The organism is Candidatus Chloroploca mongolica (assembly GCF_004762035.2).
Lineage (GTDB): Bacteria > Chloroflexota > Chloroflexia > Chloroflexales > Chloroflexaceae > Chloroploca > Chloroploca mongolica.
The window spans coordinates 1-21582 of record NZ_SIJK02000014.1 but is presented as its reverse complement, the minus strand read 5'-3'; the positions used below and the strand labels follow the sequence as shown (position 1 = coordinate 21582).

General features: G+C 58.4%; 19 protein-coding genes and 1 tRNA gene. 10 read left to right on the top strand and 10 right to left on the bottom strand.

The annotated features are described in order from the left end of the window. Positions 1-12: 12 nt before the first annotated feature. On the bottom strand, positions 13-786 hold the full coding sequence (locus EYB53_RS09740; protein ID WP_303646658.1) for an enoyl-ACP reductase FabI: 774 nt from the start codon (positions 784-786) through the stop codon (positions 13-15). A 537-nt stretch (positions 787-1323) separates the two neighbouring features. Here EYB53_RS09740 and EYB53_RS09735 point away from each other — a divergent pair. The 5 genes from EYB53_RS09735 to EYB53_RS09715 are packed head-to-tail and all read left to right on the top strand — an operon-like array spanning position 1324 to position 5457. Then, positions 1324-2313: a lysylphosphatidylglycerol synthase transmembrane domain-containing protein gene (locus EYB53_RS09735; protein ID WP_135478000.1), complete on the top strand. Its 990-nt coding sequence runs from the start codon at positions 1324-1326 to the stop codon at positions 2311-2313. Between the two features lie 15 nt (positions 2314-2328). Next, complete coding sequence (locus tag EYB53_RS09730; protein ID WP_135477999.1) at positions 2329-2745, top strand: HIT family protein; 417 nt, start codon at positions 2329-2331, stop codon at positions 2743-2745. 2 nt (positions 2746-2747) lie between these two features. Further along, positions 2748-3974, top strand: coding sequence for a hypothetical protein (locus tag EYB53_RS09725; RefSeq protein ID WP_135477998.1), 1227 nt, complete (start codon positions 2748-2750; stop codon positions 3972-3974). A 15-nt stretch (positions 3975-3989) separates the two neighbouring features. Further along, complete coding sequence (locus tag EYB53_RS09720) at positions 3990-4436, top strand: hypothetical protein (RefSeq protein WP_135477997.1); 447 nt, start codon at positions 3990-3992, stop codon at positions 4434-4436. A gap of 16 nt (positions 4437-4452) precedes the next feature. After that, the gene (locus tag EYB53_RS09715) at positions 4453-5457 is read left to right on the top strand and encodes a ribose-phosphate diphosphokinase (RefSeq protein ID WP_135477996.1); all 1005 of its coding nucleotides are present in this window, start codon (positions 4453-4455) and stop codon (positions 5455-5457) included. A 70-nt stretch (positions 5458-5527) separates the two neighbouring features. Here EYB53_RS09715 and ilvA read toward each other — a convergent pair whose 3' ends face one another. The 4 genes from ilvA to EYB53_RS09695 form a co-directional block, all read right to left on the bottom strand. Further along, positions 5528-7039, bottom strand: a complete 1512-nt coding sequence (ilvA, locus tag EYB53_RS09710) for a threonine ammonia-lyase, biosynthetic (RefSeq protein WP_135477995.1) — start codon at positions 7037-7039, stop codon at positions 5528-5530. A gap of 38 nt (positions 7040-7077) precedes the next feature. Then, on the bottom strand, positions 7078-9279 hold the full coding sequence (locus EYB53_RS09705; RefSeq protein WP_135477994.1) for a LasA N-terminal domain-containing protein: 2202 nt from the start codon (positions 9277-9279) through the stop codon (positions 7078-7080). Positions 9280-9453: 174 nt separating this feature from the next. Beyond that, positions 9454-10494 (bottom strand): alpha-ketoacid dehydrogenase subunit beta, encoded by a 1041-nt coding sequence (locus EYB53_RS09700; RefSeq protein WP_135477993.1) that lies wholly within the window; start codon positions 10492-10494, stop codon positions 9454-9456. A gap of 73 nt (positions 10495-10567) precedes the next feature. Continuing rightward, a complete protein-coding gene (locus tag EYB53_RS09695) occupies positions 10568-11116 on the bottom strand; it encodes a hypothetical protein (protein ID WP_135477992.1) in 549 nt (182 codons plus the stop codon). A 57-nt stretch (positions 11117-11173) separates the two neighbouring features. Here EYB53_RS09695 and EYB53_RS09690 point away from each other — a divergent pair. Next, a tRNA-Ser gene (locus EYB53_RS09690) sits at positions 11174-11264 on the top strand. Between the two features lie 8 nt (positions 11265-11272). On the opposite strand, the gene EYB53_RS09685 is transcribed toward EYB53_RS09690, so the two are convergent. Both EYB53_RS09685 and EYB53_RS09680 read right to left on the bottom strand, forming a co-directional pair. Continuing rightward, on the bottom strand, positions 11273-11806 hold the full coding sequence (locus tag EYB53_RS09685; RefSeq protein ID WP_135477991.1) for a thioredoxin family protein: 534 nt from the start codon (positions 11804-11806) through the stop codon (positions 11273-11275). Between the two features lie 53 nt (positions 11807-11859). Further along, on the bottom strand, positions 11860-12195 hold the full coding sequence (locus EYB53_RS09680; RefSeq protein WP_135477990.1) for a DF family (seleno)protein: 336 nt from the start codon (positions 12193-12195) through the stop codon (positions 11860-11862). Positions 12196-12275: 80 nt separating this feature from the next. Here EYB53_RS09680 and EYB53_RS09675 point away from each other — a divergent pair, with 80 nt between their 5' ends. The 3 genes from EYB53_RS09675 to EYB53_RS09665 all read left to right on the top strand — a co-directional run bounded on the left by EYB53_RS09675 (position 12276) and on the right by EYB53_RS09665 (position 15649). Continuing rightward, positions 12276-14270, top strand: a complete 1995-nt coding sequence (locus EYB53_RS09675; RefSeq protein ID WP_135477989.1) for a PAS domain S-box protein — start codon at positions 12276-12278, stop codon at positions 14268-14270. After that, positions 14270-14926 (top strand): response regulator, encoded by a 657-nt coding sequence (locus tag EYB53_RS09670; protein WP_205712621.1) that lies wholly within the window; start codon positions 14270-14272, stop codon positions 14924-14926. The genes EYB53_RS09675 and EYB53_RS09670 overlap by 1 nt, the downstream gene beginning before the upstream one ends. Positions 14927-15163: 237 nt before the next feature. Next, positions 15164-15649 carry a hypothetical protein gene (locus tag EYB53_RS09665; RefSeq protein WP_135477988.1) on the top strand — a complete coding sequence of 162 codons (486 nt, stop codon included), beginning with the start codon at positions 15164-15166 and terminating at the stop codon, positions 15647-15649. Between the two features lie 64 nt (positions 15650-15713). Here EYB53_RS09665 and EYB53_RS09660 read toward each other — a convergent pair whose 3' ends face one another. From EYB53_RS09660 to aceA, 3 genes are all read right to left on the bottom strand, one after another. Then, the gene (locus EYB53_RS09660; protein WP_135477987.1) at positions 15714-16223 is read right to left on the bottom strand and encodes an amidohydrolase family protein; all 510 of its coding nucleotides are present in this window, start codon (positions 16221-16223) and stop codon (positions 15714-15716) included. Between the two features lie 9 nt (positions 16224-16232). Further along, positions 16233-17831 carry a malate synthase A gene (gene aceB, locus EYB53_RS09655; RefSeq protein WP_135477986.1) on the bottom strand — a complete coding sequence of 533 codons (1599 nt, stop codon included), beginning with the start codon at positions 17829-17831 and terminating at the stop codon, positions 16233-16235. Positions 17832-17960: 129 nt separating this feature from the next. Then, on the bottom strand, positions 17961-19235 hold the full coding sequence (gene aceA, locus EYB53_RS09650; RefSeq protein WP_135477985.1) for an isocitrate lyase: 1275 nt from the start codon (positions 19233-19235) through the stop codon (positions 17961-17963). Positions 19236-19616: 381 nt separating this feature from the next. Between aceA and EYB53_RS09645 the strand changes: the two genes are divergently transcribed. After that, positions 19617-21401: a PGS family Ig-like domain-containing protein gene (locus EYB53_RS09645; RefSeq protein WP_205712620.1), complete on the top strand. Its 1785-nt coding sequence runs from the start codon at positions 19617-19619 to the stop codon at positions 21399-21401. The last annotated feature ends 181 nt before the right edge of the window (positions 21402-21582 follow it).

Genomic DNA, 21582 nt, shown 5'->3' with positions numbered 1-21582 from the left:
CGTCAGGACAGTTCAATCCTCTTGTGAGGGGGCACCCATCACGTGGAAGCCGCCATCAACATAAATAATGTCGCCAGTCACGGCAGAGCTCAAATCACTGCAGAGCCAGAGGGCGGTATTGCCGACCTCTTCGATGGTGATATGGCGACGCATTGGCGAAACTTCGGCGAAGGCTTTGTGCAACTGACGAAACCCGGTGATGCCACTTGCGGCGAGTGTACGAATGGGGCCTGCGCTAATCGCGTTGACCTTGATGCCACGCGGCCCGAGGTCGGCAGCCAGATAGCGTACACTTGCTTCGAGGGCCGCCTTGGCGACACCCATCACATTGTAATTGGACATTACCTTCTGTGCGCCGTGGTAGCTCAAGGTGATAATCGAAGCCCCCGGATTGAGCAACGGATCGGCGGCTTTGACCAGTGCCGTCAACGAATAGGCACTCACCTCCATCGCCAGGAGGAACCCCGCCCGCGTCGTATTGAGATAAGGGCCACTCAACTCTTCTTTATTGGCAAAAGCAATCGCGTGGATCAAGAAATCAATCTTGCCAAACACCTCGGTCGTCCTGGCCATCAGGGCCTCAATGTCTTCATCACGATTGACATCGCATGACTCGATCAGTGGTGCCCCCAGACTCTCGGCAAGAGGGCGCACCCGTTTTTCCAGGGTCTCACCAACATAGGTGATCCCGAGCTCGGCCCCTTCGCGGTGGAGTGCTTGCGCAATGCCCCACGCAATTGAACGCTCGTTCGCCACGCCGAGAATGAGCCCCCGTTTACCATCCATCAAACCCATTACGGTCTCCCATCCATTAGGCAGAGAAATTGGGGTTATCTTACCACTTTTCTGCGTCTGTGCTTCACGGTGAGGGCTTATGCCCAGGGCGATTGCATCATACGAAATCGGATACAACGGGGTGCCCGCAAGGGGTGCCCGTACCGGGGCGGGGCCGAATCCGGTGTACGGGCGGGCACCCGCAAGGGGTGCCCGTACCGGGGCCAGAATCCGGTGTACGGGCGGGCACCCGCAAGGGGTGCCCGTACCGGGGCCAGAATCCGGTGTACGGGCGGGCACCCGCAAGGGGTGCCCGTACCGGGGCCAGGCCGCATCCGGTGTACGGGCGGGCACCCGCAAGGGGTGCCCCTACCGGGGCCAGGCCGCATCCGGTGTAGGGGCACCCCTTGCGGGTGCCCTGGTGGGGTGCATATGTACAAGAACGTGCCGCTTGCGGCTACGCTGTGGGTGAACAAAGCTCAATTGCAGAGATGCGATGAGAAGAGTATAATCGCCATAGGATCTTGTTTCACGCAGGTTATATTCTCCATGTCACTTAAAACGCTCCAGGGCAAATTGCTTGCATCGTTGCTGATCGGCCTCGCGGTGATGATCGTGATTGGCCTGGTGAGCGATGTGCGTGAGGTTGCCCGCGATCTGGGTAGTTTTCAGTGGGCGCTGATGCCCCTTATTCTTGGGCTCACCCTCTTGAATTATCTCCTTCGCTGGGCGAAGTGGGAGTATTACCTGCGTTTCTTGCGCTGTGGTGATGGGGTTAATGCATTTGATAGCGGGCTGATCTTTACCTCAGGCATGGTGATGGCCGTCACCCCTGGCAAGCTTGGTGAGGTCTTTAAGTCGTATCTGTTACGCCGCGTCAATGGTACGGCCGTCTCGCGTTCGGCCCCGATTGTGCTTGCCGAGCGGCTCACCGATGGCCTGGCGATGCTTTTGCTGATGGGCCTTGGCCTGACGCTCTATCCGCCTGCCCGCCCGGTCTTTGCCTTGCTGGTGGTTGGCACGCTCGTAGGGATCCTGATTTTGCAGCAACGCACCTGGTCTTTGTGGCTCATTGCGTTCATTGGTCGTTTGCCCATGGGCGAACGCATCGCGCCTCGCCTGGCGACGATCTATGAGAGCACGATCCAGTTGCTTGACTGGCGTGTATTGCTGATCGCGACCCTGATCAGTGTCGTCTCGTGGGGGTTTGAGTGTCTTGCGTTTTACTATGTGCTTGTGGGTCTGGGTGTTGAGGGTACCTGGTTACTCTTGCTTCAGGCCACATTTATTTTTGCGGCCAGCACGCTTTTTGGGCTGGTCTCGTTTTTGCCTGGTGGGCTTGGGGTGAGTGAGGTGACCAGTGTTGGTCTGCTGGTTGCGCTTGTTGGGGTGAGTGTGGCAACGGCAACAACGGCGACGCTACTGATCCGTTTTGGGACGCTCTGGTTTGGTGTCTTGCTCGGTATCCTGGCGCTCGCATGGTTTGGCCGCCGTTATCCTGCTCACGACCACGAAGCAAGTGTGGGTAGTGTTGCATAGCTGAAAGGGCTCAGGATGACATCAATTTTTACGAAAATCGTCAATGGCGAAATTCCGTCGGCCAAGGTGTATGAGGATGACCTGACGCTTGCTTTTCTGGATATTAATCCGGCCTCACTTGGTCACACCCTCGTTATTTGCAAGCCAGAGCTCCCGAGCTTGCTCGATCTTTCCCCGGATCTCTTGCTCGCAACAACTCGCACCACCCAACTGGTAGCCAGGGCGCTGATGGCTGCCCTTGAGCCCGATGGCTTCAATATTTTGCAAAATAATGGAAGTGCCGCCGGTCAGGTGGTGTTTCATTACCATGTCCATATTATCCCGCGTTGGAATAGTGATCGGGTATTGACCCCGTGGCACCCTGGTTCGGCGTCACCGTCTGATCTCCGTGACACGGCTGCCCTCATTGCGGCTCAGGTTAGCAAGGAATGACAATGAGCGACGGTCGCTCTGGTGATGAAACTGAAGCTCATGCGATTGTAGATGATGGGCCGCCTGCCAATGGTGCGGTGGATCCCGCTGCAGATGCGCAGGTTGCTGTCCAATCCGGCGTGCCATCATCTGCGGCTGAGCCGAACGAGGCGGTTCAGGTTGTTGTGCCATCATCAGAGGCTGGGCACGATGCCGTGTCATCTCCTAGGCAAGGTTCTGCCGCTACGCCGACCCCCGAGGCAGCAGACGCCGCCCTATCGCCAGAAGCTCCCGCGTCACCATCAGAGGTTGTCGAAGGTACGGTCGTTGATCAGGTGCCAGGTGCCCACCAGGGTTCCCCGGCAGGTACGGCTGCGCGGGCCGCTGTTGCAGGTGATGACACGTTGGAAACGATTCGCCTGGAACCGTCTCAGACAGTCATTGATGCCGACGATGCTTCCCAAGATGTTCGCCACTGGCACCTTCCCTTGCTGATCCTGCTTGGCTTTCTGGCCCTACTCATTCTGGCGCTGCTCAACAGCACCCTGGGGCTCTGGCACTTACCTGGCTCGCCTGGGGCTATCCCAACGCGTGAATTGATCCTGAGTTCTACGCCGCTTGGCGATACCGGGAGATCGGGGTGGCTCCCTGGAAACCTTGATCCAGGCGGTAACATCCCGCCGCTGGGGGTGCCGGGTGATCCAGCGCTGGTGCCTGGTGCGACCTTTGCGCAGACGTATGAACGCGCTGGTGGCCTGCGCATCCTCGGCTTGCCCATCACCGGGCCGGTTTGGGTCAATGGGCGCGAAATCCAGTGGTTTGAACGGGCGCGCCTCGAACATTGGCCTGAACATACCGGGACGCCCTTTGAGGTTCAATTGGGCTTGCTTGGAGTCGAATTTACCCAGGGCCGTGCCTTTGCCCGGCAGCAGTTTTTTGTCAGCCGCCCCGATCTGCGCTACTTTCCTGAGACTGGCTATGGAGTTGGCGGACGATTTTTACGCTTTTGGGAGGAGAATGGCGATCGAATGGCCTTTGGTCTGCCGATTAGCGAAGAGTTTGATGAGGTGATGCCTGATGGTCTGGCCTATCGAGTACAATACTTCGAGCGCGTGCGCATGGAGTACCATCCGCAGTATGCTGGTTCCCCGTATGAAGTCCAGCTAGGTTTGCTTGGCTCGGCCTTGCTGAGTAATGCGGCTCGTCCGACAACGCTTCAGCCTGTGCCTACCCCGGTACCCTTGCCGTGAAAAGGAGCGATCAAGATGCGCGAAACACTCTTCATTGACGTAGCTCGACAGGAGGGGTATCGCAGCGAGGCTGCCGAGGATACCCTTGAGATGGTGCGTACACGGCTGCAGGAAGCCCGGTATCAGACGCATCGTTTCTACCTCTATCGTACTGGCGATCCTGCGGTTCCTGAACGTGACAAGACGCCAGTCCCTCAGACGACGCGCCCCCGGGTGCTCGTAGCCTTCCAGAGTGCTGATTCGGCGCTGGTCTTTGCACAGACCCATGGCCTTGGCCGTTCACCACGCCTGGTAGCGCTGACGTTAAGCCAGATGCTGGCTGCCCTCATGCAACGCCCTGGGATCAGCATGCTGTTGATCGCCAGTGAAGACCAGGAAGCCCTCCGTGGCAGTGCGTTGCCCCTTGGGATTCGGATTGAACGGGCCGAATTGATTGAACGTCTGACGAGTCTTGCCTCGTGATTGAAAGGAGTTTGCTGTGGGGAGTCGCTTCGACGAAATGCGGATCTTTTCAGGGAATGGCAATCATGCGCTCTCTGAACTGATCTGTGACCGCTTAAACGTCCCGCTTGGTGACGCAACGATTGTCAAGTTCAGCAACGAGAACATCTTTGCCAAACTGAACGAGAGCGTGCGTGAGAAGGACGTTTTTGTCGTCCAGTCGCTCTCTACACCAAACCTGAGTGACCGGATTATGGAGTTGCTGATCCTGCTTGATGCCTGCCGCCGTGCTTCCGCCGGGCGCGTGACCGCAGTTATTCCATACTATGCGTATGGGCGTACCGATAAGAAGGATCAGCCGCGGGTGCCGATTACGGCGCGTTTGCTCGCCGATATGATCCAGGCTGCCGGGGCGCAACAGGTCTTGACGATTGATTTGCACGCCGGGCAAATCCAGGGTTTCTTCAACATCCCGATGGACGAATTGACGGCGATGCATCTGCTGGTGCGTTACTGGTCTGAGAAGGGCTGGGACAATGTGATTGTCGTCTCGCCTGATGTGGGCTTTGCCAAGCGTGGGCGCAACTTTGCCGAGGCAATTGGTGCGCCCCTGGCGATTGCCGAGAAGCGCCGGGTGCAACACCTCGCGAGCCGGGACAATAATGGGAATTACTCTTCACCCGAGATTATGAACCTGATCGGTGATGTGGTTGGCAAACGCTGCATCATTGTTGACGACGAAATCGCGACGGGTGGCTCGATCCTCGAAGTCGTTGACCTGCTCAACCGCGAAGGAGCGAGCGAAATCTATGCGTGCTGTGTCCACCCGGTCTTTGCCGCCAACGCCGTTCAGCGCCTCCGTCAGAGTGGTCTCCGCGAACTGGTGACCACTGATACCCTGCCCCTGACCCCCGAGCAGCGCTGGCCCGGCTTGACGGTGCTGAGTGTAAGTACGATGCTTGCCGAAGTGATCCAGCGCATTCATAGTGGGGTGTCGGTGGATACGATCTTCTCGCAACGCCATTATTCTGCCTTTGGGTGAGTGTCATTGCTTCATTGACAAAAAAGCCAGCGTAGCTGGCTTTTTTGTCAATGAAGCAGAGCACCCATCCTTACGTCAGAAAGGCCCGATAGGCCGGATTCTCACTCTCATCAGCATGACGGTAGCCGAGTTGGGCGAGGGAAGCACGGAAGCGCGCGAGGTCGCTGTCGGGTACCTGGATGCCGGCGAGCACGCGCCCGTGGGCGCTGCCGTGGTTGCGATAGTGAAAGAGGCTGATGTTCCACGACGCATCGAGCGCTTCGAGAAACTGAAGCAGGGCGCCGGGCCGTTCGGGGAATTCAAAGCTGAAGAGCCGTTCATTGAGGGCTTCTGGGGCGCGCCCTCCGACCATGTGGCGCAGGTGAACGATCGCCAGTTCGTTGTTCGTCAGGTCAAAGAGTTCGTAGCCCGCCTCGGTAAGGTGCTCGATGATTGCAAGGCGTTGCTCGGGATGCGCCAGTTCAATGCCGACGAAGATGCGGGCATCGGTGCGCGGGGCATAGCGGTAGTTGAATTCGGTGATGTTGTAGTTGCCCAGATCACGACAGAAACGCTTGAAAGAGCCCGGACGCTCAGGGATGGTGATTGCAATCAGGGCTTCGCGCTGCTCGCCAAGCTCGGCTCGCTCGGCAACATGGCGCAGTCGCCCGAAATTCACGTTGGCCCCGCACGTCAAGGCGACGAGATGCTCGTTGCGGACGCCTCGTTCGTTGACATAATGCTTCATGCCGGCGACGGCGAGCGCCCCGGCTGGCTCCTGGATTGCTCGTGTGTCGTCAAAGACATCTTTGATGGCGGCACAGACTTCGTCGGTGGTGACGCGCACAATTTCGTCAACATAGGTTTGCACGATCTTGAAGGTGTGTTCACCAACGCGCCGCACGGCGACGCCATCAACAAAAATACCAACCTGGCTCAGGGTCACCCGCGTGCCAGCTTGCACGCTCTGATACATCGCATCGGCATCGTCGGGCTCAACCCCAATCACGCGAATGGCTGGGTTGATGCTCTTGAGAAAGACCGCGATGCCAGCAGCCAGGCCGCCGCCACCGATGGGGACAAAAACATAATAGTTTTCAGCGCGCATCTGCTGCGAGATCTCCAGCCCAATCGTGCCCTGCCCCGCAATGACTAGCGGGTCGTCGTAGGGATGGATAAAGGTGAGGCCAAGCTCGGCCTGTAGCAGATAGGCGTGCGCTTCGGCATCACTATAGCTGTCGCCGTGCAGTACCACCTCGGCCCCACGTGCGCGACACGCCTGGATCTTGATTTCAGGCGTCGTCACGGGCATCACAATGACCGTTCGTACGTCGAGATGCTGCCCCGAGAACGCAACCCCCTGGGCGTGGTTGCCCGCCGACGCCGTGATGACGCCCCGCTCGCGCTCGGCGGGCGAGAGATGCGCCATGCGATTATAGGCTCCGCGGAGTTTGAACGAGAAGATCGGCTGCAGATCTTCGCGTTTGAAAAAGACCTCATTGCCGAGGCGGGCCTTTAGCCGGGGTGCGGCCTGGAGTGGTGTTTCAATGGCGACGTCATAGACCCGGCTGGTCAGAATGCGCTGCAGATATGCGATATTCACGGTGTTCCTTTTGCCCTCAATGCCAAAGCTACCGTATCCTACCACACGATCAGCGGGATCAAGATACGATAGCGATTTTCGGCTTCGATCAGCACCGTGCGCGTGATTATTGTCGTGCGATTCAGCCGGTCGGTATAGCGTACCGAGAGTTCATGCAGGCCAGGTTCGGCTTCGAGCGTCCAGCGATAGGCGTCGTAGTAGGGCTGCGGGTCTTCCAACTGGTCATTGAGCCCGAGCTGAACGGCGACGATGCCGCCATCAGCGGACAGGGCGTTGGTGTCAAGCCGGATCGTGCGTTCGGAGAGCACGACGGGCATTGTCCGGTCTTCAGGCAGCGCCGTTGCCATGTGCTCGATCGCCTCAGCTTCCATTGCGTGGTCAAAGATCTGTAGTTCGTCGAGGATCATATTGCTCGGGCCGCCACCATTTGTGAAGCGACCCATGTGGAGCCGTGAGCCAACCTGGGTCGGCAGGGTGATGCCGGTTGTGGCGGCAGCAAGCGTTCCATCGAGATAGAGCGCCTTGCTGCCCGTCGTGGCATCCCAGGTGATGGCCAGATGGTGCCACCCTGGGGCCAGTGTATCTGGGGCGGTCAGGAGATCGCGGCTCGCCTCGTCGTCGGCTGTTGTCCAGAAGATCCAGGCCGGCTCGCCTTCGGGCCCAACCTGATCACGCCGGAGGGCCAGGGTGCCTGGGTAGACCGGGGCTGTGCCGGGGTTGGCACTCGTCGCCAGCAGATAGTGCCGCGGGATGGTGCCCTGAGGGTAACTGTCTGGCACGTTGACCCAGAGGCTCATGGTGCCCTGGGCGAGGTTCAGGTTGCCTTCGGTGGGATAGTCGAGCTCGAACCGATTGAGTAGCAGCGCCTGATCGTTCCCCCGTCCTTGCTCAAACCGGGCTGTGCCCGTGGTGGCGGCGAACCCTCGCCCAACCTCCTGCACAATGTGACCATCAAACGTCGCGGCGAAGAGCAGGTCGGCGGGAGGATTGAGCGTCACGGTTGCCGGTGGGCCATGCTGCTCGTGGTTCGCCTGCATCGGTTGTGGCACGGCAGAGCGGAGATCGGGCGGCGTGAAATTGTAGGTGCCGATGAGCGAAGCATGCCATAACCAGACACTCGGCAGACAGCCGGCATACGCAGTGCAAGGATCGGGGCCAGGGCCATACCAGCCATAGGGGTCGACCTGGCGCCCATAGCGGCGCACTTCAAAATGCAGGTGCGGCGTGCCGCGGACAAACCCACTCCGCCCACTTGTCCCAATGAAATCACCGGCCTGGACGGGAACGCCGGTATTGCGATCAATCAGATCAGCAAAGATCTCGGCAAAGCCGTCGAGATGCCAGTAGACCGTCTCGTAGCCATGGTCGTGGAGGATAACGACCCCATTGCCGCGATGGGTACGCGCATAGGCGATCCCCGAGGCTGCCGCAAGGATTGGTGAGCCAATGGGCTGATCAGGGAAATGGTAATCGTGCCCGTCGTGCCCATCATACTGTACACCCCCCTGCCCCAGATAATTCACTACATAGCCATTGCCGGGTAAGCCGGCATCAACTGTAGGATAGACATGGTCAAAATAGGCGAGATGCTCGACCCGTGTTCCGGCAGGCCAGGGTTGCAAAAGGAACCCATAGCGCGTGCTCTCGGTCGGTGCCGGGAGGTTTTGTCCAGGGGGACGCGAGGGGTCGCTCTGCACCAGTTGGTTGTCAAAGTAGGCAGCAAAGACCTCACCGAACCGTTCCACGGCTGTGCGCCATTCGGTTGAGGTGCGGCCATTGGCGAGAAAGCGTTGGACAGCGACCCCCTCGGGGGATTGGTCAAGGGTGAGCGTCAGGGTAACACCATCAGTAAAGCGCAGGGTGGGCGGGCGGCTGTAGGGGCCAAGGCCGGCCCGCAACTCGCGGGTGGCCCAATCAATCTGAGCCGCAAAGCCCGGAGGCCCAGTGCGTCCAAAAGGGAACTGCAATGCCTCATCGCCGGGAGCGGTCTGGCTGAGCAAGCCAGCGGTTGTTTCGAGCAGGGCGAGGTGGATCTGCGGGCTCAGGCCATAGTAGAAGGCCGCACTCTCGATGATGGTTGCCGCCGTACGTCCATCTTCTCGCAGTTGCTTGAGCGGACCGGGCTGCGCCTCAAGGAGACGCTGGACACCGCCATCGCCGGGTTGGGCGGCGACCTCTCCAGGCGTCACCAGGCTCACCAGCAGACTCACGAGACAGAGGATTGCAAGCAGATAACGCACAATGGTGGCTCCCGAGGCACGGCGCTTTTCGCGGTTATGGTGATGCTAGCACAGTGGGTTCGTTTTCGTCAAGAGCTTGAGCGTGACAGTCTGGTTACGTTCTCTTGCGGGTTGGTTCGGGCACACGTGCCGTGTGCCCGAACGCAACCCGTGTAGTCTGGGGGGCTACCCCTGCTAATACGCCAATAATTCACGGGCAGCGGTGATGATGGCACTAGCCCCGGGGCGATGGGCGTCTTCGAGCGGTGGACTATAGGGGACGGGGGTATCGGGGCCAGCGAGGCGGCTAATCGGGCCATCGAGGTACGCAAAGGCCTCATTGGCAATCAGCGCCGCGACTTCGGCCCCGACGCCGCAGGTACGGTTCGCTTCGTGGACAATGAGCACTTTGCCGGTACGGCGAGCCGTCGCGAGGATCGCCGCTTCATCGAGGGGTTTGAGGGTACGAAGATCGAGCACCTCGATGCTGTGGCCTTCACGCTCGAGGTGCGTGGCGGCGGCGATCGCTTCGTGTACCATGGCGCCATAGGTAATGATCGACAACTCTTCACCTGGATGACGGAGCGCCGCCTCACCAAGCGGAATCGTCACCTCGCCTTCGGGCACGGCACCCTTCAGCGAACGATAGAGGTACTTGGTTTCATAGTAGATCACCGGATTAGGATCGCGGATCGCGCTGAGCAAGAGGCCACGCGCATCAGCAGGCGTTGCCGGGGCAACCACCTTGAGGCCGGGCGTGTGGACAAACCAGGCCTCGTTACTCTGCGAATGGAAGGGGCCAGCCCGAAGACCACCCGCACCAGGGGCGCGGATCGTGATCGGGACAGATTGCCCCCAGCGATAATGGTTTGTCGCCGCAAACTGGACAATCGCATCAAAGCCAGTCGAGATAAAATCGGCGAACTGCATCTCAACCACCGGATGAAAACCCTGGAAACTCATCCCGACGGCGGCATAGATCATCGCCAGTTCGGCCATCGGCGTATCAATGACCCGGTCGGCCCCAAATTCATCAAGCAAGCCCTGGGTCACTTTGAACGCACCGCCATACGCCCCGATATCTTCACCGAGTAACACCACTGACGGATCGTGTTGCAGGGCAAAACGCAAGCCATCACGGATCGCTTCGAGATAGGTCAATTCGCGCACGGTTTGGGTGCCGTCCTCGGCGGCGAGGGTGGTTACACCTTTGTGCAGGCCCTGATCCCAGGTCATTGGTCACTCCTCAACAACATCAACATCAAGGCAAGAGGGCTGGCCAGGCGGGGCCACAGCCAGCCCGAGATGGTTACATCCGTGTCCGTTCGGCGGCCCGGGCATCGCGAGCGACCCAGCCAGTAATCCGGGTTACTGCGGCAGCGATCAGGGCGGTTAGCAGCGCATTCACCGCAGCGGCACGCGGCAGATCCACATGTTCCTGCGGCCCCACTGCGGGTACACCGGTGATTCGCTCGGCGAGGCGCATGCTGCCGACGGCAACACTGAACGGCACAACCGAGCCGAGGCCTGCCCCGAGGGCCGTCCCAAACACACTATTGCTTCCGCCTTCACCGGCGGTGCCAAGCTGCTCACGGGCCTGTTCGGCGGGCGATTTCCCTTTGAGGAGGGAGACGATAGCGATGCCAAGCGTGCCCAACCCAACAAAGCCACCCACAAAGATGCCCGCCCCTGTGAGTGTCGGCTTGCTCTGCACCTCGGCTGGTGGCCGACGAAAGGCGAGCAACTGGCTCACAAAGGCAAGCAGATAAAAGATCGAACCCCAGAAACTCGAAAAGACCAGCGCACGGCCAAGATCTTCACCTTGTAAGAAGAGTCCTCGTTCTTGTTGGTGTGACATCGTACTCATCCTTTACTTGACGCATTCGCACATCAGCGTATAATACAGCAGACACTCGGGGAGATGACGGAGCGGTTGAACGTGCTCGTCTCGAAAACGAGTAGGGTGTAAAAAGCCCTCGGGAGTTCGAATCTCCCTCTCCCCGCCACTCCAAACCTAGACTGACCACTTGATCGTGCAGCCAACTGCGGGCGTTTCACTGATTGGCGGTGGCTGATTAGCCAGCACTGCCTCAATGGCGTTGCGCAGATAGTGCTGCTGCACATGCTCGGGCTCGCGGTTGTCGTCGACGGCCCCGTGATAGACGAGTTCTCTGGCCTGATTGAAGAGAAACACCTCCGGGGTGCGTTCGGCCCCATAGGCGCGTGCGGTTGTTTGCGGCTGATCATGCAGATACGGGAACGGATACTTGAACGTTTGTGCCCGTTGTTGCATTGCCTCGAAACTATCCACCGGATACTTCTGCGGGTCATTGGCATTAATCAAGACCAGAGCCACCCCACGCTCGGCATACTCATGCTGCACATCGATCATACGTTCTTCCCAGGCCTGCACATAGGGGCAGTGATTGCAACTAAAGATCAGGCCAAGCACCTGATGGTCGGCGAACGTTTCGAGACTATAGTGGCGTCCATCAATACCAGGCAATTCAAAGGGGATGGCGCTGGCTCCAATTGGCAGTCGACTCATATAGTTGTTGCTCCTTTGCAATGCTCCCGATGATAAAGATCACATGGATCGTCTCAGGAGGTATTGAGCGCAGACAGGCGTCTGCGCAACCATTCACGAGTTGGCAAGGGTGCCATGCGTCCATCGTCGCGTTGGTAGGCACGACAGGTAAGCGCATAGATCGAGGCCGCACCACTTGCAACGGGATGGGGGTCAATGTCCTGTCCATTGACCAGAATTGTAGGCGAACCAATGAAATGCAGGCGTTGTGCGTCGCTTTCGTCGCACACCTCAACGCGACGGATGACCGCATCAATCCCTTCGGCGGCAATCACAGCGCGGAGGAGCGCCAGCCCTTCTTCGTGTGATGGGCATTCGGCCCACCAGAGATAGTCAATCGAGAGTGTCATACATGTATTATACACTGTACGTACGCTCGTAGAGTATCGTATACTATAGTCCAGCCATAAGCTTCAAGGAAGGGACCCTCATGAACTCGCACCTGCCACAGGGTGGCTCGACCGAGACGATGCCGATGCTCTGGACACTGTTATTGGATGCGCCAGTGGGCATTGCGTTGCTCGATCCCGAAATGCGAGTGTTGAAGCTCAATAGCCTGATGGCCGAACTCATCGGGTTAACGTCACTGGAGTATGTGCGGCACCATGCGAGTGAGGTCTTTCGGGAGCACGCCCCGGTTGTGCTTGAGTTGCTTGCCCAGGCCGCCTCGTCTGGGGTGAGCAAACGCGAAGTCCAGTTCGATATCCTGGTGCCAGGGCACTCACACCGTTGGGTCTTGCATGCCTACCCCTTGTTTGATGGGCAGACCGTGCCTGGATATGGCCTGTTGGCAACGGAAAGCAGACGCACCGCCGAGAGTGAGGCCCCCTCGGTTCTGATCAATAGTGAAGAGCGCTTTCGTCTGCTCGCCGAAAATGCGGTTGATATGATCTATCGCTACCGGATTACGCCTGATCCGGGGTTCGAGTATGTCAGCCCGGCAGCAACTACGATGCTCGGCTATACCCCTGAAGAGCATTATCACGATCCTCATCTGAGCAGCAAGATCGTCCATCCGAGTGATCGGCTCTTGTTGCAGACCATTTTGTCGGGGGCTCATAGCGGACATCCAGTCATGCTGCGCTGGCAGCACCGCAATGGAAACCTGGTCTGGACCGAGCAACGGAACCGCCTGATCCGCGATACGCTTGGGCGACCGGTCGCGATCGAGGGTATTGCGCGCGATGTAACGGATCGTCGTCGTACCGAAGAGGCCTTGATCCAGGCGCTGGAGGCAGAACGCCATGCGCGCCATGTTGCCGAAGTGCTGCACTCGGCGAATCTTGCACTGACGCGGAGTCTCGATGCCGATCATGTGATGGCCGCCCTGCTTGAGCATCTGAGTAGCCTGGTTCCCTACGATAGTGCGGCGGTGCTCTTGCTGGAAGGCGATGATCGGCTCGTCTTTCGCGCTGCCCGAGGCTATGAACGCTTTGGGACGGCCGAAGGCATCGTCGGCTTGTCGGTGGATGTTGGGGCTGATCCCGTGCTCAAGCCAATTGTTGAACGTCGGCGGAGTTTTCTGGTGATGGACACGGCCAATGCAACCCGCTGGCAGGTTCGTCCGGGGTTTGGGCATATCCGCAACTGGTTTGGCGTCCCATTGCTGGCGGGCGAAACGGTGATCGGGGTCTTTTGTCTTGATAAGGCCGAAGCCAACTTCTTTACCCCGGAACACGTTGACATGGCCGAATTGCTGGCGATGCCTGCGGCGATTGCGTTGCAAAATGCGCGGCTCTTTGGCGAGGTGACTAGTGGACGGGCACGGATGCGGGCTCTTTCTGAACGCCTCGTGGCGGTGCAAGAGACCGAGCGCGCCCATCTGGCCCGCGAACTCCATGATGAGATCGGCCAGATGTTGACGAGTCTGAGCCTTGCGTTGACCGTGTCGGATCGGATGCCGGTCGAGATGCTGCGCGAACGGATCGCCCAGGTACAACGACAGGTGAATCAACTCACCACCCAGGTGCGGACGCTCTCGTTGAATCTGCGGCCCGCGATGCTTGACGATCTGGGGCTCTTACCGGCGCTGGTCTGGTTTACCCGGCGTTATGGCGATCAGACTGGCATTCAGGTGCAATTGCAGCATGCCGGGCTCGATCAACAGGTGATCACCCCCTCGGTCGGGGCCACCGCGTATCGTGTCGTACAAGAAGCCCTGACGAATGTGGCGCGTCACGCCAAGGTGACGCGGGCGCTGGTGCAAGTCTGGGCGACCGATGCGATCCTCGCGGTGCAGGTGATGGATGAAGGGGTTGGCTTTGATGTGGAGCTTGCCTTGACCGCGTATAGCTCAAGTGGACTGATCGGCATGCAAGAACGAGTGCGCCTCGCGGGTGGCTACCTGACGGTTGAATCGGCACCGGGCGAGGGTGTTCGGGTACTGGCTGAGATTCCACTCACGCCGCCAGAGGAGCGCTTTTGATGGGTGTGTTGACCATTGTGCTTGCCGATGACCATGCAGTCGTACGGGCAGGCTTGCGAGCCTTGTTAGAGAATGAAATGGATTGTTCGGTGGTCGGCGAGGCTGGCAATGGCCCCGAGGCGCTCGCGCTCGTTGAGCGCTTGCAACCGAGCCTGCTGGTGGTTGATTTGATGATGCCGGGGTTGAGCGGCCTTGAAGTCGCCCGTCAGGCGCGTCAGATCTCATCAGGCACACGGATTATTATTCTCTCGATGCATTCTGATGAATCGTATGTCCGTGAGGCCTTACGGGTCGGCGTGACCGCGTATGTGCTCAAAGAAGCCCTCTCGAATGATTTTCTCTATGCCTTGCACCAGGCTGCTTCCGGTCGGCGCTATCTAAGCCCACCGTTGTCAGAGAAAGCCCTGGATGCCTATGCCTCGCAGACAGCCGAGACGACGCTGGATCTCTATGAAACGCTGACTGCCCGTGAACGCGAAATCCTCTACCTGGCGGCCCAGGGCATGACCAGCGCCGAAATTGCCGAGCGCCTGATGATTGGCGTGCGCACCGTTGACACCCATCGTGCCAGCATGATGCGCAAACTGGGCTTGCATACCCCACTTGATCTCATCCGCTATGCCGTGCGCCGTGGCATCGTGAGCCTCGATAGCTAACGTGGCGCACACATCTCCGCATTGCTACAGAGCACCATTCCGTATTGCTACGTAGTGCGCTCGGATTTGTCGCATGGTATGCTAGGGCTATGAGTGGAAGAACTGTCTGCAATGGGGCTGACAGTTCTTCTGCCAGAACTAGTGACATCGTTCCTGTTGCTTTGGCGAGCTGCTGACAATGGTTACATCGGTCGCAACAGCTTGACTGAGTGCAGAAGCCCAGCGTGGAGGCGAATTATGGCAGTTCGCAGAATAACCTCTGCAACCAATCAAGACCAAGGCTTTCGTCAGGCACAGATCAACGATCTCTACCGCTCGGTGGAAGCCTTTCGGTCGATCGCCGTCGCGTGGGAGTCGATTGCGGGTGGGGCGTGGAGTCTTGCCGCCATTCGGAGTTTTGCTGCTCTTGCTCGTCGCGTTGCCCTTGATCTATCGACGGTAGGGTGTGGTGCGCTTGATCAAGCGGTGATTGAACTGGTGCTTGCCCTTGACGGCATCACGGTAGCGGGGACGCTGGATGAGTCATTGATGGAACAGGTTGATCATGCGCTGGCGAAGATCAGGGGGGTAACCGTGCAGCGCGTACTCGCCCTTGATTTTGGCGCGATTGCGTCGGAGGGTGGTGCCGCACCGGTGCTGATGAGTGAGACATGCCCGCGTTGTGCAGCGCATGCAATCTGCTCGCTCGTTCACACACATCGCGAACACCAGGCGCGTGTCTGAGTCCGGGCGTACGACCGGGCCTGATGCTTCCGGGGGGCCAGTGGCCCCCCGGGGTGATTCATGGCTACGTAGCGCTGTGTAATTCAGCGGCAATAGTGGGTGGGATTGGATGTTCCCAGAGCTTGCCGCCGAGTCGTTCGAGTTCAGCGACAAGGACATCGCGTTCTTCAGCCGGGATCAGACCAACAATCGCGGCTGAGCCGGTATCAAGTTCCGCCCCGATCTCATAAAGCGACTGCTCGGGAAAGCCCGTCTCGCGCACCATCCGGCGGGTTGCCTCACTGGTCACGCGTTCCACAAACGCAGCAGGCTGGGTGCCCATCAGGCCAACGAACGTATAGGCAAACCAAGCGAGACCGCCGACCAATGACGTGGTCAAATCGGCCAGTTCCTCACCGAAATCGCGTGGCTCGCGCAGGCTGATCGAGCCATCCTCACGCTTCATCACCACGGCAAAGTGCCCGGTGCGTTCACCAATTTGCCGATCGAGGGTTTCGATGACATAGCGAACTGCTTCGGCCCGACTGGCGCTTGTGAAACTGTAGACCAGCAAAAGCATGTTTTCGGTCTTCATAGGGATGCCTTAATCAATATGATCGTAGGCCGGCAGCGTCAGGAACTCGACAAAGTCATCGCTGGTGGTAATCAGATCAAAGAGTTCGGCAGCCTCCTCGTACTTGCCATCGGCATATGCCGGGCCAAGCAGTTCCTTGATCTTCGCCAACTCTTCGGGCAACATCGTCCGGAAGAGCTCGACGGTCACGTTGCGTCCATCTTGAAGAACCCCCTTGGGACTCCGGATCCACTGCCAGATCTGCGCCCGTGAAATCTCGGCGGTGGCGGCATCTTCCATCAGATTAAAGACCGGCACACAGCCATTGCCAGCCAGCCACGAACCGAGGTACTGAATACCGACATTGATATTGAGGCGCAGGCCCTGCTCGGTGATGGGGGCTTCTGGTTGGAACGTCAGCAGATCGGCGGCAGTGACCGCAATGTCATCACGCGTGCGGCTAATCTGATTCGGCGTCTTCATGACGGTATCGAATGCATCGAGGGCAATGGGCACCAACCCAGGGTGCGCAACCCATGTTCCATCGTGCCCATCGGTCGCCTCGCGCTCTTTATCGGTGCGCACCTTGGACATAGCCGCCTCGTTGGCCTCGGGATCATTTTTGATCGGAATCTGGGCCGCCATACCGCCCATCGCGTGGGCGCCCCGGTGGTGACAGGTCTTGATTGCGAGCAACGAGTACGAACGCATAAAGTGGGTCGTCATCGTAACCAGCGCACGGTCAGCGAGGCAGAAATCGGGATTGGTACGGAACTTCTTGATACACGAGAAGATATAGTCCCAGCGACCACAATTGAGCCCGGCGGAGTGTTCGCGCAGTTCATAGAGGATCTCGTCCATCTCGAAGGCGGCGAGGATCGTCTCGATCAGGACGGTCGCCTTGATGGTGCCTACGGGGAGGCCGACATACTCTTGGGCAGCGAGAAAGATCTCATTCCAGAGGCGCGCTTCGAGGTGGCTTTCGAGCTTGGGCAGATAGAAATAGGGTCCGCCCTGGATTTCGATCGCCTGGCGGGCATTGTGGAAGAAATAGAGGGCAAAATCGAAGATACCACCGGAAACGACCTCGCCATCAACGAGGACGTGCTTCTCGTTGAGGTGCCAACCGCGGGGGCGGACAAAGAGGATGGCCGGATTGTCATTCAGCGCATAGGCCTTGCCTTCGGGTGAGGTAAAAGCAATGGTACGGCGCAGGGCATCGCGGAGATTAATCTGACCTTGAACCTGATTATCCCAGTTGGGGGTATTGGCGTCCTCGAAATCGGCCATAAAGACCTTTGCGCCGGAATTGAGGGCATTGATCACCATTTTGCGTTCAACGGGGCCAGTAATTTCGACGCGGCGATCATTGATATGGGCAGGGAAGGGGGCAATCTTCCAGTCGCCAGCGCGGAGATCAGCGGTCTCGGGCAGAAAATCGGGCAACTTGCCGGCATCGAGGTCAGCCTGGCGCGTGGCGCGCTGGGCCAGCAACGCCGTGCGGCGCCCATTGAAACGGCGATGGAGCAGGGCAACCAATTCAAGTGCCTCGGGAGTCAGAATCTCAGTGTACTCCGGTGTCACATGCCCGGTGATCTGCATCCCGGCGGGCAATTTCAGATCGGCCATTGATCCGTCCTTTCATTTTTCATGATACGGAAATAGTTTTCAAATTTCTGCTGACGCACGATGCAAGCATTGCTTGCATCGTGCGTCAGCAGAAATCTTTTCTTGAGGGCTGTGCGGCTTCTTCCGAGCCTAGTGGAACTGCTCGGCCTCGGTTGAGCCAGCGAGGGCAGTGGTGGAGGAGGTACCTCCAGAAATCACCATGCTCACCTCATCGAAGTAGCCGGTTCCGACTTCGCGCTGATGGCGGGTGGCGGTATAGCCCTGATCTTCGGCGGCGAACTCGGCCTGCTGCAACTCAGAGTACGCAGCCATGCCACGATCCTTATAGCCGTGGGCGAGGGTAAACATGCTGTAATTGAGGCTATGGAAGCCAGCGAGGGTCACAAACTGGAACTTATAGCCCATCTCGCCAATCGCACGCTGGAAGCGAGCGATATCGGCATCACTCAATTTCTTCTTCCAATTGAAGCTTGGTGAGCAGTTATAGGCGAGCAGCTTACCGGGATACTTCGCATGGATCGCATCGGCAAAGCGCTGCGCCTCCTCGATGCTCGGTTCAGCCGTCTCACACCAGACCATATCGGCATATTCAGCATAGGCCAGACCGCGTGAGATTGCCTGGTCGAGGCCTGGATTGACATAATAGAAGCCTTCAGGGGAGCGCTGGCCGGTGAGGAAGGGATGGTCGCGCTCATCCACATCACTGGTGATCAAATTGGCGGCATTGGCATCAGTGCGGGCAATAATGAGGGTTGGCACACCCATCACATCAGCGGCGAGCCGGGCGGCCACGAGATTACGGACGGCCTGCTGGGTTGGCAAGAGCACCTTGCCGCCCATGTGCCCACACTTCTTCTCAGAGGCGAGCTGGTCTTCGAAGTGGACACCAGCGGCACCCGCCTCGATCATCGCCTTGGTCAACTCAAAGACATTGAGCGGGCCACCAAAGCCAGCCTCACCATCGGCAATAACCGGCGCGAACCAGTAGGTATCGCCGGTGCCCTCGGAATGCTGGATCTGGTCAGCGCGCTGTAGCGCCTGATTGATCCGCTTGACGACCATCGGCACACTATTGGCGGGATAGAGGCTCTGGTCGGGGTACATCTGGCCGGCGAGGTTGGCATCAGCGGCAACCTGCCACCCTGACAGATAGATCGCCTTGAGCCCGGCCTTGACCTGCTGCACGGCCTGATTGCCGGTGAGCGCACCAAGGGTATTGACAAAGGGCTCGCTATGCAAAAGATTCCAGAGGCGTTCGGCACCCATGCGGGCCAGGGTTGACTCGGGCTGTACCGAACCCTGTAGACGATAGACTTCCTCGGCGCTGTAGCCACGTGCAATTCCGGCAAAACGTGGCGAATTCCAAACCTCGGCAATTTGAGCGATCTGCTGCTCACGATTCATACGTTCAGATCCTTTCCTCGACGATGAGTCCGCAACTACTTTCCCAACTCCACTCGACAACCTGTCACCATCAATGAGGGTCATTCACAACCCCGCCGAAACCTATTATATACCGTTTTAGTTACATCAGGGTTACAAAATCCACCTGGTGGTTTAGCTTTCCACAAGATGGAAAATTACGATCACAAACTTAGCTTTTCGCCACAACATGTTCAGGTTGAGGGCTCTTGGGGGGGAACGACTGGTAATACGCTCGTAATTGCAGCGTGCTACTCTGCAAATATTACAGGATTGTCATACTTGACGGATGAACAAGCCTGATCTACTGTCTCTCGATGACAAAAATGTCATTTATGATCTTTCAAACGAGGAGGTAAGAATATGTTGAGCCGTAGCCCTTCTGGTACAACCCGTACCGTCATGCTCGGCCTGTCATGTTGCATGATGCTTGCGCTTCTGATCGTGAGCCTGAGCCCAGGAGTGAGTCCTGTCACACGCACAGCCCGTGCTGCTACTGCGTGTCCAGCTGATCAGAGCCATCTGGTGCCCTGGCTTGATGGGCACTGGTTTTTGGCGGGAATGAATGTGCCCTGGCTTGATGGGGGCTTCGGCGCTGATTTTGGCACGGTGGAGGAATGGTGGCAGCACACGTACACGACCGAGAGTGCTGATCAGATGTTTGCTGCCTTGAAAGCACGGGGGGTCAACAGTGTGCGTTGGTGGGTCTTTGCGGATGGGCGTGGTGCCCCTGAGATTGCCAATGGCATGACGACCGGGTTTGATGACGATACGCTCCCGAGCATGGCTGATGCGATCAAACTTGCCGCCAAACATGACATCTATATTGTCTTTACCCTCTGGTCATTCGATATGTTGGCCCGCCCCAATGGAATTATCCAGAATCAGCGTGACCTGGTGGTTGATACGACCAAACGCCAGGCCTTCATTGACAACGCCGTCATTCCCATGCTGCGCTACCCGATCGCTGGCACCTCCTATACCATTGGGACGCATCCCAATGTGATCACCTGGGAGATTATCAATGAGCCCGAGTGGGGCATTCGGGAGTCGGGGTCGATCCATTGGAATATTGACAACCCGGTGTCGCTTGCTGAGATGCAGCGTTTTATTGCCGAAGTGACGGGGGCGATCCGGCGCAACTCGAACCAGTTGATTACGGTTGGGGCTGCAGCAATGAAGTGGAATAGCGATACTATTCCCGGGGCCGAGGGCAACTGGTACAGTGATGCTGCGCTGACCCGCTATGATGCTGAGGGCTATCTGGATTATTATCAGATCCACTATTACCCCTGGGCTAATGGTGATGATAACTGGACTTTCTCGCCGATGCGGTTGGGTTGGCAGGAAGGTGGCTTTGATAAGCCGGTCGTGATTGGCGAGTTTCCCGCGAATGCCGATGGTTCGGGGATGACGCCACTGCAATTGCTCGAGTCGATCTACGCCAACTGCTATGCCGGGGCGATGGGTTGGACCTATGAAGGCGTTGATAGCAGTGGCTCATGGCAAGACATTGCTGCTCCGATGGGGACATTCACGGCGGCGCGTGCCAGTACGATCCGTATCACCCCACCTTCGCCGGGTGGCACACCAACGCCGACCGTACAGCCGACCGTACAGCCGACCGTACAGCCGACCGTGCAGCCGACCGTACAGCCGACCGTGCAGCCGACCGTACAGCCGACCGTGCAGCCGACCGCGCAACCGACCGCGCAACCGACCGCACAACCGACTAGCACCCCTGAGCCTGGCGTAACCCTGACGCTCAACTATCCTGACGGTGCTCCTGACAGCTACTTTCTGCTGACGGGCACGTCGTTCCCGGTGGGGCACACGATACGGCTGCAGATCAACGGTGAGTTGCTGAGCGAGACGATCATCGTTGGTGGCGATGGGCAGTTCCGCGTATTGCTCAAAACAGTGGCCGATGCGCTGCCAGGCTCTTATATCGTCACGGTGACTAGTGTTGCCACCCCGACGAGTCTCGTGCAGACTGAAGCTCTGGCCCAGGTGGTGTATCTGCTGGGGCTTGATGATCCGCTGCGTGAACGTCCTCGGCGTGTTTCAGCCACGATAGTGGAGGTTCCGCTAGAGGTCGAACCCTACGTGCTGACTCCCATGGTCTATTTGCCCTGCGTGAGGCGTTAGGGAGTTGGGCAACAAACGCCAGCGAAGCTGGCGTTTGTTGCTGTGCAGATGCCCTCTCGTGTAGGCGGGTTGTCTGGACTAGGATTGATGTGATTGGATGAGGACTATGATGGGGTGAGTGGGGTTGGGGTGAGTGGCCATCACAGTAGTCAGGTGATCATACGCATCCTCGTGCAGGCGG